The organism is Rhizobium sp. KNZ2-6A (assembly GCF_056755475.1).
Genome location: NZ_JBNDIC010000059.1, coordinates 1 through 16,032 on the forward strand (window position 1 = coordinate 1; position 16,032 = coordinate 16,032).

At 60.4% G+C, this 16,032-nt stretch carries 18 protein-coding genes and 1 pseudogene; 10 read left to right on the plus strand and 9 right to left on the minus strand.

Annotation, left to right across the window (positions count from 1 at the left end):
• Positions 1 to 158: 158 nt before the first annotated feature.
• Both tam and ACPYOP_RS28225 read right to left on the minus strand, forming a co-directional pair.
• Entirely contained in the window at positions 159 to 929 is a 771-nt protein-coding gene (gene tam / locus ACPYOP_RS28220; protein WP_481413566.1) for a trans-aconitate 2-methyltransferase, read from the minus strand.
• Positions 930 to 986: 57 nt separating this feature from the next.
• On the minus strand, positions 987 to 2,027 hold the full coding sequence (locus ACPYOP_RS28225) for a zinc-dependent alcohol dehydrogenase family protein (protein ID WP_481413567.1): 1,041 nt from the start codon (positions 2,025 to 2,027) through the stop codon (positions 987 to 989).
• Between the two features lie 309 nt (positions 2,028 to 2,336).
• On the opposite strand from ACPYOP_RS28225, the gene ACPYOP_RS28230 reads away from it, so the two are divergent.
• Complete coding sequence (locus ACPYOP_RS28230) at positions 2,337 to 3,224, plus strand: branched-chain amino acid aminotransferase (RefSeq protein ID WP_481413568.1); 888 nt, start codon at positions 2,337 to 2,339, stop codon at positions 3,222 to 3,224.
• A gap of 43 nt (positions 3,225 to 3,267) precedes the next feature.
• On the opposite strand, the pseudogene ACPYOP_RS28235 reads toward ACPYOP_RS28230, so the two are convergent.
• Positions 3,268 to 3,952 (minus strand): annotated as a pseudogene (locus ACPYOP_RS28235) (glutathione S-transferase N-terminal domain-containing protein).
• 117 nt (positions 3,953 to 4,069) lie between these two features.
• Between ACPYOP_RS28235 and ACPYOP_RS28240 the strand changes: the two are divergent.
• Entirely contained in the window at positions 4,070 to 4,681 is a 612-nt protein-coding gene (locus ACPYOP_RS28240; RefSeq protein WP_481413569.1) for a TetR/AcrR family transcriptional regulator, read from the plus strand.
• A gap of 63 nt (positions 4,682 to 4,744) precedes the next feature.
• Here the strand turns inward: ACPYOP_RS28240 and ACPYOP_RS28245 are convergent, their stop codons facing one another.
• The 3 genes from ACPYOP_RS28245 to ACPYOP_RS28255 form a co-directional block, all read right to left on the minus strand.
• On the minus strand, positions 4,745 to 5,977 hold the full coding sequence (locus tag ACPYOP_RS28245; RefSeq protein ID WP_481413570.1) for an MFS transporter: 1,233 nt from the start codon (positions 5,975 to 5,977) through the stop codon (positions 4,745 to 4,747).
• On the minus strand, positions 5,974 to 6,660 hold the full coding sequence (locus ACPYOP_RS28250) for a YbhB/YbcL family Raf kinase inhibitor-like protein (protein ID WP_481413571.1): 687 nt from the start codon (positions 6,658 to 6,660) through the stop codon (positions 5,974 to 5,976). Before ACPYOP_RS28250 ends, ACPYOP_RS28245 begins: the two co-directional genes overlap by 4 nt.
• 107 nt (positions 6,661 to 6,767) lie before the next feature.
• Complete coding sequence (locus tag ACPYOP_RS28255; protein ID WP_481413572.1) at positions 6,768 to 7,580, minus strand: helix-turn-helix domain-containing protein; 813 nt, start codon at positions 7,578 to 7,580, stop codon at positions 6,768 to 6,770.
• Positions 7,581 to 7,771: 191 nt separating this feature from the next.
• Here ACPYOP_RS28255 and ACPYOP_RS28260 point away from each other — a divergent pair, with 191 nt between their 5' ends.
• On the plus strand, positions 7,772 to 7,927 hold the full coding sequence (locus tag ACPYOP_RS28260; protein WP_481413573.1) for a hypothetical protein: 156 nt from the start codon (positions 7,772 to 7,774) through the stop codon (positions 7,925 to 7,927).
• A gap of 65 nt (positions 7,928 to 7,992) precedes the next feature.
• The gene (locus ACPYOP_RS28265; RefSeq protein WP_481413574.1) at positions 7,993 to 8,349 is read left to right on the plus strand and encodes a winged helix-turn-helix transcriptional regulator; all 357 of its coding nucleotides are present in this window, start codon (positions 7,993 to 7,995) and stop codon (positions 8,347 to 8,349) included.
• A 231-nt stretch (positions 8,350 to 8,580) separates the two neighbouring features.
• On the opposite strand, the gene ACPYOP_RS28270 is transcribed toward ACPYOP_RS28265, so the two are convergent.
• Positions 8,581 to 9,228, minus strand: a complete 648-nt coding sequence (locus ACPYOP_RS28270; protein WP_481413575.1) for an aspartate/glutamate racemase family protein — start codon at positions 9,226 to 9,228, stop codon at positions 8,581 to 8,583.
• A gap of 272 nt (positions 9,229 to 9,500) precedes the next feature.
• Between ACPYOP_RS28270 and ACPYOP_RS28275 the strand changes: the two genes are divergently transcribed.
• A complete protein-coding gene (locus ACPYOP_RS28275) occupies positions 9,501 to 10,103 on the plus strand; it encodes a superoxide dismutase (RefSeq protein ID WP_120663315.1) in 603 nt (200 codons plus the stop codon).
• Between the two features lie 126 nt (positions 10,104 to 10,229).
• Positions 10,230 to 11,072 carry a metallophosphoesterase gene (locus tag ACPYOP_RS28280; protein ID WP_481413576.1) on the plus strand — a complete coding sequence of 281 codons (843 nt, stop codon included), beginning with the start codon at positions 10,230 to 10,232 and terminating at the stop codon, positions 11,070 to 11,072.
• 3 nt (positions 11,073 to 11,075) lie between these two features.
• Here ACPYOP_RS28280 and ACPYOP_RS28285 read toward each other — a convergent pair whose 3' ends face one another.
• Positions 11,076 to 11,972, minus strand: coding sequence for an AraC family transcriptional regulator (locus ACPYOP_RS28285; RefSeq protein WP_481413577.1), 897 nt, complete (start codon positions 11,970 to 11,972; stop codon positions 11,076 to 11,078).
• Between the two features lie 162 nt (positions 11,973 to 12,134).
• On the opposite strand from ACPYOP_RS28285, the gene ACPYOP_RS28290 reads away from it, so the two are divergent.
• Entirely contained in the window at positions 12,135 to 12,917 is a 783-nt protein-coding gene (locus ACPYOP_RS28290) for an SDR family NAD(P)-dependent oxidoreductase (protein ID WP_481413578.1), read from the plus strand.
• 12 nt (positions 12,918 to 12,929) lie between these two features.
• Here ACPYOP_RS28290 and ACPYOP_RS28295 read toward each other — a convergent pair whose 3' ends face one another.
• Positions 12,930 to 13,631 carry a helix-turn-helix transcriptional regulator gene (locus ACPYOP_RS28295; RefSeq protein WP_481413579.1) on the minus strand — a complete coding sequence of 234 codons (702 nt, stop codon included), beginning with the start codon at positions 13,629 to 13,631 and terminating at the stop codon, positions 12,930 to 12,932.
• A gap of 129 nt (positions 13,632 to 13,760) precedes the next feature.
• Here ACPYOP_RS28295 and ACPYOP_RS28300 point away from each other — a divergent pair, with 129 nt between their 5' ends.
• The 3 genes from ACPYOP_RS28300 to ACPYOP_RS28310 all read left to right on the plus strand — a co-directional run bounded on the left by ACPYOP_RS28300 (position 13,761) and on the right by ACPYOP_RS28310 (position 16,027).
• The gene (locus tag ACPYOP_RS28300; RefSeq protein WP_481413580.1) at positions 13,761 to 14,396 is read left to right on the plus strand and encodes a LysE family translocator; all 636 of its coding nucleotides are present in this window, start codon (positions 13,761 to 13,763) and stop codon (positions 14,394 to 14,396) included.
• A gap of 166 nt (positions 14,397 to 14,562) precedes the next feature.
• Positions 14,563 to 15,006: a c-type cytochrome gene (locus ACPYOP_RS28305; RefSeq protein ID WP_481413581.1), complete on the plus strand. Its 444-nt coding sequence runs from the start codon at positions 14,563 to 14,565 to the stop codon at positions 15,004 to 15,006.
• A gap of 106 nt (positions 15,007 to 15,112) precedes the next feature.
• Positions 15,113 to 16,027, plus strand: a complete 915-nt coding sequence (locus tag ACPYOP_RS28310) for a c-type cytochrome (protein ID WP_481413582.1) — start codon at positions 15,113 to 15,115, stop codon at positions 16,025 to 16,027.
• Positions 16,028 to 16,032 lie beyond the last annotated feature (5 nt).

Consider the following 16,032-nt stretch of genomic DNA (forward strand, 5'->3'; position numbering starts at 1 on the left):
CGGAATCGATTTAAGGATAAAATTATGCAGCAGATTTAAAGTGTTACAGCGACCTTTGCGCGCCACATGTGGCGCGCAGCGCTGTAGCGCGGGCCGGCGGCGGTTGTCTATGGGATCGGCACGCCGGCGCCAGCCTGTTTTCGGAATGGATCGGTTGCCTAGTTTTTCACGGCAACCAGGAAAAGCCGCGGGAAGCGCAACAGCACCTTGCCGTCGGCGAGCGGCGGATAGGCTTTCTCGATATGCTTCAGATATTCGGCGGCGAAGGCATCGCGATGCTCCGCGCCGGCATGGTCGAGGTAGGGGCGCAGGCCCGTGCCCTTTACCCATTCGACGATGGCTGCCGCATTTTCCAGCGCGTGATTATAGTTGGTGTGCCAGATATCGATCCCGGCCGACTTGCCGATCAGCCTGTTATAATAGACCGAAGGCGCGGGCAGCGGATTGCGCCGCACGCTTTTCCTCGCGAAGGCATCGCTCCAGGGGCCGTGCTTGCCGGTCTCCTCCATCATTAGATGGCTCTGCTCGGTCAGATTGTCGGGCATCTGCACGGCAAGCACGCCGCCGGGTTTCAGGCCGTCCATCAGGTGATCGAGGATGTCGAGATGATCAGGCAGCCACTGGAACACGGCGTTGGCAAAGAGCAGGTCGACAGGTTTTTCCGGCCGCCATGTGGCAAGATCGGCCTTGACGAAACGCGTGCCGGGCATGCGCTTGCGCGCAGCCTCCAGCATGTTGTCGTCGCTGTCGAGGCCGGAGACGCTAGCGGCGCCATATCGCTCGACGATCAACTCCGTTGAATTGCCCGGGCCGCAACCGAGATCGACGGCATGCTCGATACGCTCCAGCGGCACCTGCGCCAAGAGGTCTCGCGCCGGGCGCGTGCGTTCATCCTCGAATTTAACATATTGGCCGGCAGACCATGCCATGAGCGTATCCTCTTTCTGAATTGTCGTTTCCCCCGACGCGCATAGCACCGGGATATATCAGAACCGTGTAATGACGCTGATGCCTTTGCCTTCGGCCTTGTCGAGCGTCATGAGCGCCGGAACGGCCTCTTCCAGGCTTATCCTGCGGCCGATGAGCTTCTGCGGCGCGATCTTGCCGGCGGCGAGCATGTCGAGCATGGCGTCGTAGCGCCAGGCCTGCATGCCGTGGCTGCCGTAGATCTCGAGCTCATGGCCGATGACCTGCGCCATCGGGATCTGCGGTGTCGCATAATCGCCGAGCATGAGGCCGACCTGCACATGCCGGCCGCGTCGGCGCAGGTTCTTGATGGAGTTGAAGCAGGTGGTGGGGTGGCCGAGTGCATCGATCGAGACATGCGCGCCGCCCTTGGTGATCTCGCGTACCGCCTCGGCCACATCGGCAACCTCTGCCGCATTGATGGTCGCCACCGCGCCGCACTCGCGCGCGAAGGCGAGCTTCTCGTCGGAAATATCGACGGCGATGGCATTGGCGCCAAGGGCGCTGGCGATCATGATCGCCGAGAGGCCGACACCGCCGCAGCCATGCACGGCGATCCACTCGCCCGGCCGCGTCTTCGCCTGATCGGCAACGGCGCGGAAGGAGGTGGCGAACCGGCAGCCGAGGCTCGCCGCCGTCGCGTCGTCGACCGTATCGGGCAGATGGACGAGATTGGTGTCGGCATAGTCGATCGCGACATATTCGGCAAAGGAGCCCCAATGGGTGAAGCCGGGCTGGAACTGGCTCGGGCAGACCTGCTGATTGCCGGAGTGGCACTCCGCGCAGTGGCCACAGCCGGAGACGAAGGGAACGGTGACGCGATCACCGACCTTGAAGCGAACGACGCCGCTGCCGGTCGCAACCACCTTGCCGGCAAGCTCGTGGCCCGGCACATGCGGCAGCTTGATATCCGGATCATGCCCCATCCAGCCATGCCAGTCGCTGCGGCAGAGCCCGGTCGCGCCGACGGCGATGACCACGCCGTCTTCGCCCGGCGTCGGGTCCGGCAGAGTGCGGATTTCGGGTGTTGCCTCGAAGGCCTCGTAATACATGGCTTTCATGGGAGTTCTCGCTCTTCCCTGACATCTGTCCGATCAATCATTTTTCCTGATGGACCCATTCGTCAAGCTGTTGTTTCGGCGCATGAAAATTGCGCTATGAATGCGGTATCGGGCGCTTTGTTGCAAATGAATTTTGCCGCCCAGTTTCCGCTTGACCTTAGGATTGTGCGGCTATTTGGTCTTCGCCACCTAGAGCAATTCCAGGGAAAGTGCTGAGCGGTTTTCCGTCCGGAATTGCATGAAAACAAAAAGATAGAGCAGTTCAGAGTTTCCGTGAAAAGCTGAACCGCTTTAAGGGAGGAACCCACCATGCCCGTCGATACGTCGCCCCGCACCACCACCTGCACCTATGTCGAAGGAGAATGGCTTTCCGGCAATCCGCCGTTGATCGGGCCGACTTCGCACGCCATGTGGCTGGGATCGACCGTGTTCGACGGCGCACGCTGGTTCGATGGCATCGCGCCCGATCTCGATCTGCATTGCCAGCGTATCAATCGTTCGGCCATTGCCATGGGATTGAAGCCGATCAAGACTGCCGGGGAGATCGAGGCGCTCGCCTGGGAAGGCATCAGGAAGTTCGATGGCAAGACGCCGATCTACATCAAGCCGATATATTGGGGTGAGCACGGCTTGCCGGGCAGCGTCGTTGCCGTCGATGCGGAATCGACGCGCTTTGCTCTCTGCCTCTTCGAGGCGCCGCTCGGCGGCAATGGCGGCATCACGCTGACAGTTTCGCCCTTCCGCCGTCCGTCGCCGGAAACGGCGATGACCGACGCCAAGGCTGGCTCCCTCTATCCGAATAGCGGCCGCATGATCCTGGAAGCGAGAAGCCGCGGTTTCAACAATGCGCTCGTGCGCGACATGAACGGCAATGTCGTCGAGACGGCAACCTCCAACGTCTTCATGGTCAAGGACGGCATCGTCTATACGCCGGTGGCCAACCGTACCTTCCTTGCCGGCATCACGCGTGCCCGCGTTATCGGCCTGCTGCGCCAGGAAGGCTTCGACGTGCGCGAGGAGACCCTGTCCGTCGAGCAGTTCATGGGCGCCGACGAGATCTTCACGACCGGCAACTATTCCAAGGTCGTCAGCGTCAACCGCCTCGATGATCGTGAATTTCAGGAGGGACCCGTCGCCCGCAAGGCACTGGAACTTTACATGGATTGGGCACACGGCCGCAGCGCCAGCGAGGAATAAACCCTTCTCACAAGGAGAGGGACATGCAGAGGAGTGCGGCCGTTTATGGCCGCACGGGTGTTCCTACACGACCTGCCGAAGCAATGTAGGATCGCGGCGCGAAGAAGACGCCATCAGTCTCGAAGGCCTCAAGGTCTTCGGCCTGGAGCGCGTGGCGGACGCTCGGTCTTGCGCTGACGCGAGTCATGAATTCCTGTAACGCCAGCCTCCGTGCAACATCGATCTTGATCCATGGCGACCAGTTCAAGCAGACGAAGAGATAGGCGTCAGCGACCGTGAAGTCGTCACCGGTCAGATAGGGGCCGACGAACCGGCTGTTCAGCCAATCCAGTCGTTTGGACACCAGCATCATAGATGCCGGCATGAGCGCCTTCATAAGCGGCGTTGAATAGCATCGCCATTGGCTTATGAAGTTCGGCGGTAATGAAATTCAGATAGGATTGAACCTGGCTTCTGGCATAGGTTCCCGCCTCCGGCAGGAGGCGCGAACCCTCCGGTGAACATTCCGCGAGGAATTGCACGATGGCAGGACCTTCGGTCAGCACCCTCCCATCATCAAGCATCAATGCCGGCACGTAGCCATTACCGTTGATGGCAAGGTAGTCTTCGCCCGAACTCGTCCGATGAGTCTTCCGATCAACTTCCACGAGTTCAATATCCAGGCCCAATTCCCGACAAACGATGTGCGGCGACAGTGAGCAAGCGGCGGCGTGCATATAGAGTTTCATGGCGTTTTCTCCTTTTCCGATGCAGGCGCGACGTATGGCATCGGCATCCATTGAATATTTGTACCATTTCGCATAAAATTCATCCGGTCAACATTTTTGTGCGAAGTAGTATAAAATATGAAGAGCGAGAAAAAACAGGGTCGTCCACGCGCTTTTGACGCCAAAACAGTCATCGGGCAGGCACGGGAGGTTTTTTGGGATAGGGGGTTCTCCGCAGCCTCATTGGATAATTTAAGCGTCGCAACGAAACTGAACCGGCCGAGCCTCTATGGTGCGTTCGGCGACAAGGAGGACCTCTATCTCGACACCTTGGAAGGCTACCGCGAGGACAGTCTCGATATATTGTTTGAGGCGCTCGACCCGGCTCTGCCGCTGCGAGAAAATCTGGCGCGCATCTATGCCGAGGCTCTGAAAATATACCTGCATGGCGAGACTGCGGCGCGTGGCTGCTTCCTGATCGGCACCGCCACGGCAGAGGCTATTCAGCATGATCGAGTGCGGGAGGTGTTGCGCCGCAGCCTGAATGAATTCGATGATGCGATCAAGGAACGCGTGGAGCTTGCGATTGAGCGGGGCGAACTCCCTGATAACACGGATGCTGCAACGCTCGCAAAGCTCGCATCCGCCGTCATGCATTCGCTTGCCGTCCGAGCGCGCGCAGGGGATACGCGCGAAACGCTGGAGGCGATCGCGCGTTCTGGGGTCGATTTTATCTGTGGTCGGCTATAACGGTCGGCGCGATGCTGCCCGGCTCGATCTCCAGGCGTCAAACTTGAGCAAAGTCATCGATCCTCACATGGAGGCCTGCTTCTTCGGGCTGACCCACCAGCAATAGACGGCGCCGATCGCCAGCAGCACGCAGGTGCCGAGGAACACGGCGCGCATGCCGATGTGGCCGCCGACGAAGCCGCCTATGACGGGACCCGCCACCTGGCCGACATATTGCGACGAGATGGAAAGGCCGAGGATGCTGCCGGTGGCCGCATCGGGAACGTTATGCCGGATGACGGCCGTGATGCAGGGCAGGAGACCGCCAAGCGCCACGCCCATCAGGAAGCGCAGCGCGATCAATTGCCAGGCGGAGGTCACGAAAGCCTGCGGGATCAACAAGAGCGCCGCAACGGCAAGGGCGGCCATGATGACGCTCCAATGGCCGATGCGGTCGGCGAGCTTGCCGAGCCAGGAGGCCGACAGGATGCTGCCGAGTGCCGCTGCGGCCATGACGACGCCTGAAACCATTGTCACCTGTGCGTCGCCGACGAACTGCGCGACATAGACTGTTATGATCGGCTCGATCGACATATTGGCAAGCATCAGCAGCAGGCCGAGCGACAGCATGGCGAAGACAGGGCCTTTGTCCGGAATGGAGGCCCAGCTGCCACTGGCCTTCGCGGCTTTCTTCCGAGCCGTGGATTTCTCCTCCTTGATGAGAAGAGTCGTCGCCAGGAAGGTGAAGAAGATCACGCCGCCGGCAAGCAGGAAGGTGCCGCGTATACCGATCAGCGGCGGCAGCGCGCCACCGATCAACGGCCCGACGAGATTGCCGGCCATGATACCAGCCGAAAGCGTACCCAGCGCCCAGGCCGAGCGATGCTTCGGCGTCTGTGCCGCCACCAGCACCATCGATCCCGAGGCATAGCCACCGGCAAGGCCGGTGAAGAGGCGCAGTGCCACCAGCTGCCAAACATTGCCGGCCATGCCCATCAGCGAGATGGCGACCGTCATGCCGAGGCTGGCGCGGATCAGCATCAGCTTGCGGCCATAGATATCGCCGAGCCGCCCCCAGAGCGGCGCGACGAAAGCGGCGGCAAAGAAGGTGGCGCCATAGGCGATGCCGGACCATTGCACGATCGCGGCTTTATCGGTGACGCCGAGTTCCTCGACATAGAGTGGTAGGAAGGGAAGCAGCAGCGTCATCGCCACGATCGTCGTGAACGAGCCGACGAGGCAGATGATCAGGTTTCGCATCCAATGAGCGGTTTCCGGCTCGGCTGGTGCTGCCGCATCCCATCTCGTCTCGGTCATTTCTCGGCCTTTGCATTCAATGTGTAAAACAGTTCCCGGCTGCCTGATGCCAGGATATGACCTTTCGCGGCGGCGATGAGGTCGGCGCGCGTGAAGAGATCGGGTAGGTTCAGTCGGTCGACATCGAGCGCATAGACGGTGACGTGGTAGCTGTGGACGCGCTCGTCGTTCCAGGGCGGGCAGGCGCCCATATAGCCGCCATGCGGCCCATCCTTCAAGTTGCCGCCGCCGGCGCCGTTCTGGCCGCGCCGCCCATAGGCGGTGCGCTCGAGCGGCAGGCCATCGGCTGATGGGCCGTTTCCGTCCGTACCTTCGGCAAGGCTGGTGCGCGACGCCGGGATATCGGCGAGCACCCAGTGAACGAACTCCATCCGCTTGAAATCCTTGGGGATGGTCTTGTCCGCCTTGTTGAACAGCGAGAAGTCCGTGGGAACGTCGGGATCGACCATGGTCAGCGCATAGGAGCGCGTTCCCTTCGGCCCCTTGGACCAGGAGACGCCCAAGCTCTTATTCGGCCCGGGCGCGGACTTGTCGGATCCTGACGAAATGCAGGAGGCGTTTTCCGGCAGCAGCATTCTGCCGTCACTCTTTGCGAACGTCACCTTGAGATCGGCCGAAAGGGCCGGCGTGGCGACGGCTGCTGCGATGACGGTGGCGTTCAGAAGGTTGAGCGTGGTTTTCATGATGTTGCCCTTTCGCAGTTCGCTTCCGTGAGCTTTCGAGGGGACGGTCTAACAAATTCGTGCCGAGCGGCGGCGTACGAAAACGCTCAAAGCGCTGCCTGAAACGCTCACGCGCTGCGAAGTCGATCGGCAAAGCGGCGAGGTGAGCGATAGCCGGTGGCAAGGGCGGCTTCGCGCAGCGATAGCCCGTCCTCGGCGAGAAGGGTCGTTGCCAGCGCCACGCGCTCGCGTGCCAATTCATCCCGCAGCGAAGTACCCTCGCGCGACAGGCGGCGGCGCAGTGTCGCGTTGCTCGTACCGAGTTCGGCGGCGATGAGATCCGCCGTCCAAGGGCGATCCGGCTGCCAGCGCACCAGCGCGCGCACCGCCTCGGCGGTCGTCTCAGGCGAACCGGGAAGGGCGCCGCGCATGCCGAGCACCATGAGGATTTCGAGCAGCCTATGCTCGATCAGCGGGATTGGCAGCTTGCCGCTGGCAATGCCTTCGCCGGCATGGCCGATGGCGGCGGCAAGCAATGGATCGAGCGGCAGGTCGATCTGCGCTGCGGTTCGGGCCGGCGGAAAGGCTTTTGCGGCACGGCGCGTCAATTCCTCGGGAAAGGTGATGAAGATCGCTCGATAGAAGCCGGTCTGCGGATCGGGATCGTTGACGACATCGCCACTCCACCCGGCCGGCAGGACGAGCACCGTACCGGCCGTAAAATGGCGCTGCCGCCCCATGCTGACGATTTCCTTGGAACCTTCGAGGATGGCAACGATTGAAACCTGAGAAAAGGCCGAGCCGGCAATGCGCTCGCGTTCGCGCGTCACGAAGGTGAAAAGCGTGGAATAGCTGCGGCCGCTCGGCGCGACCGTCGGGCGGTTATCCTTTGCCGCCAGGCGGCGCAGCTTTTCCAATATGGGATGATGAGCCTCGGACACCGCGATGGCTTCCTGCTGTTGGGGGTGCCGCGGAGTTTGGACCAGGCGGGCAGCAATGCCAAGTCCGCAAAGCGCCTTGTTGGTTCGCCCGTCTCATGCTCGCAACTGATTGCAAGTTGCAATCAGTTGCGAGTTAACTGCTTGTGGCCGGACGACCAAAAATCGTCCTGATGCAAAGGAGGAGACACATAATGAATTCCCTCGAAAATGTCCGCTGCGATGCGGTCAAACGCCTGTTTGCCGCCTATGTTGCGCAGCTTCCCGATATCGTCGATCCGATGCTGACTCGGAATTTCACCTTTTCCAGCCCGCGCGACGATCATATCGACCGGAGGGTGGAACACTGACTAGAGATGAAATCCTGAGCTACTCGCAAGCTGTTTGCGACGGTCTCCGCGAAGACGAAGATGGAGTGAGGCGCGAAGTTCTAACCCATGCAGGCAATCGGTGGTCGCTGGGGGTCATTCACACTCTGGGGGTGTATGGAAGATTGCGCCATGCCGAAATTGGTCGGCGAATGCATGGTGTTACCCAGCGGATGTTGACACGCACTCTCCGACAACTTGAGAGGGATGGGCTTGTCACGCGCCATGATCTTCTCGAAATGCCTCCACGCGTCGAATATGAACTTACGGAGCTTGGAATGGGACTGCTGATCAGGATGATCCCCCTTTGGACGTGGGTCGTCGAGAAGTCAGATCAGTTTCGAAAATCGCGCCAGGAGTTTGATGCCCGACCAAATGAAAAACCGTCGTGGCAGGCGTTCTGATAGATCGGTTGATAAGCCTAGAGGTCAATGCAATCTGAGCGATTAGTCATGTTGATGACCGCTCTCTCTCAGATGGAACCGCGAGCTTCCAAAGCTTTGTATGCCGTACGCGGACTAGGATGTCCGCTTTGGGGGTTAGAAGCGGGCATTGATGGCATTTTCTGCCTAATTCAATGAAAAGTGCGCAGCGGTTTTCCGACCGGAATTGCATAGAACAAAAGCTGTGCTCAGTCAGCCGGTGACCTTTGCCATCGCCGCTGCAAGCGCGGTCCCCGGGCCGGTCATCGGTTGCGGGCAGCTTTCCGGAATAAGGCGTGCGGCGCCAGTCATGGATGCCTGTGCGAATGCGATCGTGACAGCACCTTCGCCATGGGCCGCCTTCACCGCACCGGCAACGCAGGCGAGATAGGCCTGCAGATCGCCTGCCCGGAAATGCGTCCACGCGCCGGGAACCAGCCGAACCTCGATCTCGGCACCTGTTGCCTTCGCTGCCGCTTCGAACAGCGCCGTCGTCGGGATGATGGTCGTTTCGACGGTGCAGAGGACAATGACCTTGCCGCCGGCCTTGACCGCCTGTTCGGCCAGCGTCGTATCCGCCCTGATGATCGGCGCTTTGGCGCCGGCCGCGACCTTCGACACGGCCGGGCCGAGTGTCGAGCAATTGAGCACGACGGCATCGGCATCCTCGGCCAGATGCCAGAGGAGCGCTGCCGTTTCCGCTGAAATCTCTTCGGTCAGGCGTCCCACCTTTTCGGCAGCGAGAAGAAGATCGGCGCGGACATGATGGCGCAGCGTGCCGTAGGGCAATCCGAGTGCTTTTGCCGCCATCTCATAGACGGCGATGTTGCTTTCGGCGGTATGAAGGCAGGCGATCGTCACAGGGTGTCTCGCAGGTGGCGGAAGATCCGCGAACCTAGCCTTGGCGATGCGCTTTGTCGACGGTTCAGCGTTCGCCCTCCCGCATGCATCAACGCGTCATTATATGCAATGAGGTAAATTTCTAAGTCGATGCTATACATGATTGAAAAATAGGGCAATTTTTGCTCTCGTACGCAACTTTTTTGGCATGTCGCCGGTTGCTCTTCCAGGCGACCGCTCCTATGTTCCGGTTCACCTGCCGACGCAATTTTTTGCCAAGAGGAGATATGACCATGGCTTTCGAATTGCCTGAACTTCCTTATGATTACGATGCACTTTCGCCCTTCATGTCGCGTGAGACGCTCGAATATCACCATGACAAGCACCACAAGGCCTATGTCGACAACGGCAACAAGCTCGCTGCGGAAGCAGGTCTTGCCGACCTGTCGCTCGAAGAGGTCGTGAAGAAGTCTTTCGGCACCAATGCCGGCCTCTTCAACAATGCAGCCCAGCACTACAACCACATCCATTTCTGGAAGTGGATGAAGAAGGGCGGCGGCGGCAACAAGCTGCCGGGCAAGCTCGAAGCAGCCTTCGCCTCCGATCTCGGCGGCTACGATAAGTTCAAGGCCGATTTCGCCGCTGCCGGCGCTACTCAGTTCGGCTCGGGCTGGGCATGGGTTTCCGTCAAGAACGGCAAGCTCGAAATCTCCAAGACCCCGAACGGCGAAAACCCGCTCGTTCATGGCGCCAACCCGATCCTCGGCGTCGACGTTTGGGAACACTCCTACTACATCGACTATCGCAACCTGCGTCCGAAGTACCTCGAAGCCTTCATCGACAGCCTGATCAACTGGGACTACGTCCTGGAGCGCTACGAAGCCGCGACGAAGTAAGTTTGCCGCATAGGCTGGCTTTCGCACCCGGCGTCTCCCAGGCGTCGGGTGTTTTCATGTCCGCCAGCTGTCAATGGTGCATCCGCACGCCGCTCTTCCGCCCAGGAGGCAGCCCAAGGAGACTGAATGCCATCAGCACCGCTCTTCCGCTTCGGTGTCATCGCCGATCCGCAATATGCCGATCTCGAGCCTAATCTGACCCTCAATCGCTATCCCGCGGGTAGTCTCCTCAAGCTTCGCGAGGCGATCGAGGAGTTCAATCGGCACGATCTCGCCTTCGTCGTCACGCTCGGCGACATCATCGATCGCGAATGGAAGAGTTTCGATGCCATCCTGCCCGTCTACGAGGCCTTGCGTCACCCGACGTACTTCCTCCTCGGCAATCATGATTTCGCCGTGGCGCCCGAGCATCTGGGCACCGTGCCGGGCCGCGTGGGCATGCCGGCCGACTACTACGATTTCGGTCTTTCCGGCTATCGCTTCATCGCGCTCGACGGTAATGAGATCAGCGTCTTCGCCCCGCCGGAAGGCGATCCGCGCCGCCAGGAAGCGAAGGATCTGATGAAGACGCTGGAGAACGCCGGCGCACCCAACGGCCAGCGCTGGAACGGGGCGATCGGCAATGCGCAATATGACTGGCTCGCCGCAAAGCTGTGGGAAGCGAAGGTGGCGGGCGAGAAGGTTATCGTCATGAACCACTACCCGATCTTCCCGGATAATTCCCATAATGCGCTCGACAGCGACCGCCTGCTGGCGTTGCTGGCCGAGCATGACCATGTCGTCGCTTACCTTAATGGCCACAACCACGCGGGCAATTTCGGGGTGACCGACGGCATTTATTTCGTCAACTTCAAGGGCATGGTCGATACCGAAGATACAAGTGCCTATGCCATGGTCGCTGTTTACGATGATCGGCTGGAGATAACTGGGTTCGGGCGCGAGGAGAGCCGGGTTCTGGTTCTACGCTGAATCTTATTCCGCTGCCATCCGCATCTCGATGACGTCCCTCTTCGGTGGCCTGCCGAACATGCGGGTGTATTCGCGGCTGAATTGCGAGGCACTTTCGTAACCCACCTGATAGGCGGCGCTCTCGACATTGGCATGGCCGGCGACCATCAGGCGGCGAGCTTCGAGCAGCCGCATCTGCTTCTGATATTGCAGCGGAGTCATCGAGGTCAGCGTCTTGAAGTGCTGGTGGAAGGAGGAGGGGCTCATGCGCGCGGCGGCCGCCAGCTGCTCGATGCGCACAGGCTCGGCGAAATTATCGCGCAAGAGCCGAATGGCATCGGCAGTGCGTCGTGTCTGGCCATCCGGCAGCACCAGCTTGCAGACCTCGCCGCCATTGGGGCCGGCCAGCAGCCAGAAGCAGATTTCCCGCATGATTGCCGGATAGATGACCGGAATAGCGCTGGGTGTTGCGAGCAGGCGCGTCAGCCGCACGAGGCAATCGGCGAGCTGCTGGCTGAGATTCTCGACGAAGATGCCGAGACGCGCGCCGCCTGTCGGCTTCGGCGGCTTGTCGAGCTGTTCCATCACCTCGCGCAGCACGCCGACATCGAATTCGAGCGAGATCGCCATGTAAGGCTTCTCCTCGCTTGCCTGGACCACCTTGCCGGCTGCAGGCAATTCTATGCTGATGATGAGGGCCTGCATCTCGGCATAGTCGATCACCCTGTCGTTCAACATCAATTGCTTTGCGCCCTGAACGATGACACAGAGCGCCGGCCGGTAGATCATCGCATGCGGCATCTTCAGTTCCGTTGAGCGCATGATATGCAGGCCATCGATGCCGGTCGAAAACAGCCCGTTCTCGCCGCCATCGCTGGCTTCGATGAATTGCGTGATCGCCTCTTTCAGGGCCGATGACATGACCGATCTCCAGGGCTGGATGTGATTGTTCTCATCATAGCAGCGCGCTGCGGTCCGGCAAGGCGCTTGGAGGAATAGGCAAGAAATTCGAGAGTTCCGGCATTCAAGGAATGGCACTCGGGGCGTAACTTTGCGTCATTAAACATTCTCTGGAAAACGGCAATGACAACGGAAAATATCAATAAATCAAAGGCAAAGATCGCGATCATCACCGGCGGCAGCCGCGGGCTCGGGCGCAATACCGCCATTCATCTCGCCCGACGCGGCGGCGATGTGATCCTGACCTACAATGCGAATAAGGCAGAAGCCGATAGCGCCGTTGCCGAGATCGAGGCGCTCGGCCAAAAGGCAGTGGCCCTGAAGCTCGATGCCGGCAATGTTGCATCCTTCGACGCTTTCGTAGCCGACGTCGGTCGCGCGCTGCAGCAGGTATGGGGCCGTGATCGTTTTGATTTCCTCGTCAACAACGCCGGCACTTCCTATCACGCCTCCATCGCGGAAACGACGGAAGCCGAGTTCGACAAGCTCTACAACGTCCATCTCAAGGGCGTCTTCTTCCTGACGCAGAAGCTGCTGCCGCACATCGTGGATGGTGGCCGCATCGTCAATATTTCCTCCGGCCTTGCCCGCTTCAGCAATCCGGGCTCGTCGGCCTATGCGGCCATGAAGGGTGCCGTGGAGGTTCTGACGCGTTATTTCGCCAAGGAGCTCGGCGCCCGCGGCATCGCCGTCAATACGGTTGCGCCGGGTGCGATCCAGACGGATTTCAGCGGCGGTATCGTTCGCGACAACCCGGAGGTCAACAGGATGGTTGCCTCCATGACGGCGCTCGGTCGCGCCGGCCTACCAGACGACATCGGCCCGATGATCGCCTCGCTGCTGTCGGATGACAATCGCTGGGTCAATGGCCAGCGCATCGAAGTCTCGGGCGGTATGATCGTCTAAGGCCCGAACACCTCAGCCGGCAGCGGCTGGGGTGTCTATCTGCCAGCCATTCACCCAGATCTGCCTGAGGCCGTCGCCTTCGCCCTTGAACCAGAACCCGGTCGGTTGGCAATCTTCGATCCGGTCGCTGCGGAAATTGCGGATCGCCTGACGCAACTCGCACCAGGCGACGATATTGGCGGTTTCGGCATAATAGATCAGCGCGATCGGCCGGATGATGCGTTCGGTGGCACGGCCGAGTTCATCGCGATAGGCAAGGTCGAGCTTTTCCTCGTCACGAATGGCGCGGCGCACCAGCGAGAGATCGATCGCCGAGGCGGAAGGTGCGGCAAAGCCCCAGGCATGCAGCGCATTGGCGTCGAGCGTCTGGCGCAGCGGCGGCGGCACGGCACCGGCAATCTTCGTGGTGACGCGCTTGGCCGCCTGCTTCAGCTCGACATCGCCGGTGCGCTCCAATAGCGCCAGCGACAGCACGATCGCTTCCATTTCCTCGATCGAGAACATCAACGGCGGCAGGTCGAAGCCGGGCCGCAAGATATAGCCGATACCGCGTTCGCCCTCGATCGGCACCCGCATCGCCTGAAGCGCTGCGATATCCCGATAGACCGAGCGCACCGTCACCTCCAGCTGGGCGGCGATATCGGCCCCTGTCACCGGCCTTTTGGCCAGCCGCAGGATCTGGATGATCTCGAACAGGCGCGATGCCTTGCGCATTTCATTACCCTCAAGATGAAGGCTACTGACAACACCCCGTCAGTTGGCTCGATTTATAAGACTGCCTATTCGCTTGAAAATCAACCATTTCCTCTCCCGCATTCGAAGAGAGGACGATAGGCAACTGACATGGGTTACGCAGAAAATCTCTGGCTCTTCTTCATTCTCCTCTTAGGCATCATCATCGTGCCGGGCATGGACATGCTGTTCGTGCTCGCCAATTCCCTGACCGGCGGCAGCAATCGCGGCCTAGCCGCGACGGGCGGCATCATGCTCGGCGGTGTAGTGCATTCGCTGAACGGTGCCGTTGGCATCGGCCTGCTGATGCATTTCGTGCCCATTCTCTTCAATCCGTTGCTGATTGCCGGCGGCGCCTATATGGCCTTCATCGGCTATACGCTGATGCGCAGTTCCATCACCGTGGGAGGCGAGAGGCCGGCCGGCAGCCGCTCCGCCTGGAAAGCCTTTCGTCAGGGAGCGGTGACTTGCCTCATCAATCCCAAGGCCTATCTCTTCATTTTTGCCGTGTACCCGCAGTTCCTGAAGCCGGATTACGGCCCGATGTGGATACAGGCCGTCATCATGGGAGCCATGACCATCGCAACGCAATTTGCCGTCTATGGCGGACTTGCGATCACTGCCGGGCGCAGCCGCGATCTGCTGGTGGCCAATCCGCAGGCAACGGCCTTTGCGGGCCGGGCGGCCGGGTTGTTGCTCGTTGCTGTTTCGGTGTTCACGGTCTGGGAGGGCTTGAAAATCGCATAAGGGCTGACGCGGCGAATGAGTGTGTCGATAGCATGACACTGATTTCACTCGGTTCTCACCACTTTGTGACTTCATTGCCGGATGGGAAACCGGCAAACATGTCGCCCGTAATCATGCCCCGGCCGCGCATGCGGTCTTGAGCACCAGGAAGAGGTAGGAGAACGAAATGAAGTGGAAAGCGATTGTGGCGGCAACGGCTCTGGCCGGCATCGCATTGGGTTCGGTCGTCGCTGCCGACGGCACGCATGACTCCCGCATCGGTTTGATGAAGAAGATCGGTGGCGCCGCGGGGGCTCTCGGTGCGATTGCCAAGGGCGACAAGCCTTACGATGCCGATATCGTCAAGGCATCGCTGACGACGATCGCCGAAACGGCCAAGGCTTTCCCGGATCAGTTCAATCCGCAGAGCGACAAGAATGATGCCGAGGTCAATCCGAAGGTTTGGGACAATCTCGATGACTTCAAGGCAAAGGCCGCCAAGCTTTCCACCGATGCCGAGACGGCGCTTGCCCAACTCCCCGCCGACAAGGACGGGGTCGGCGCGACGCTGAAGACCCTCGGCGGCAGCTGCGGCGCCTGTCATCAGGCCTACCGCATCAAGAAAGACTAAGCGGTAGGTCGGCCTTGTCTGAAAATTGGTTTGGTTCTGGCATCCGCACCGGTTTCGCCGCCGGTGCGGGGTTTTGTGGTTTTGGAACCAAGGCTAGAGGGTAGTGATGATGGCGCGGTTTGTCCGGTGGCTGCTTTGCCTTTTCGGCGTGATCATTCTTGGCCTTGGCGCATTCTATGTCGTCACCGCCCCATCGCCCTTTCCGGCGAGCCATTGGGCCAATCTCGGCGATCCCGATGTCAAGAACGGCGAGATGGTCTTCTGGGCCAGCGGCTGCACGAGCTGTCACGCAGCTCCTGGGGCGAAAGGCGATGCCAAGCTGGTGCTTTCGGGCGGCCTGGCGCTCACCAGCTCCTTCGGCACTTTCCATGTCCCGAACATTTCGCCGGATGAGAAGGCGGGGCTTGGAACCTGGACACTTGCCGATTTCGGCAATGCCATGAAGCGGGGCGTCGGCAAAAATGGCGAGCATCTCTATCCGTCCTTTCCCTATGGCTCCTATGCCCGCATGAGCGAAAAGGACATCAATGATCTCTGGGGCTTCCTGAAGACCCTGCCGAAGAGCAGCAATGTCGCCCCGCCGCACGAGCTGCCTTTTCCCTTCAACATCCGGCTGGCGCTTGGCGGCTGGAAGTTTCTTTATCTCAACGATCAGCCGCGTGTCGTCCTTACCAATGCCGACGACAAGATCAAGCGCGGGCAGTATCTGGTGGAAGGGCCGGGCCATTGCGGCGAATGCCATACGCCGCGCGACAGCCTCGGCGGCTTCATGAGCGGCCAATGGCTGGCGGGAGCGCCCAATCCGGAGGGCAAGGGCCGGATCCCGGATATCGGGCCGGGCTCCAAGGCGGTCGGCAGCTGGAGCGCCGGCGACATCGCCAACTACCTCGAAACCGGCTTCACGCCAGACTATGATTCCGCCGGCGGCCCGATGGCCGAGGTCCAGCAGAACATCGCTCGCCTGCCGGCTTCCGATCGCGAGGCGATCGCGACCTATCTGAAGGCACTGCCGGCGAAATAGGTGGG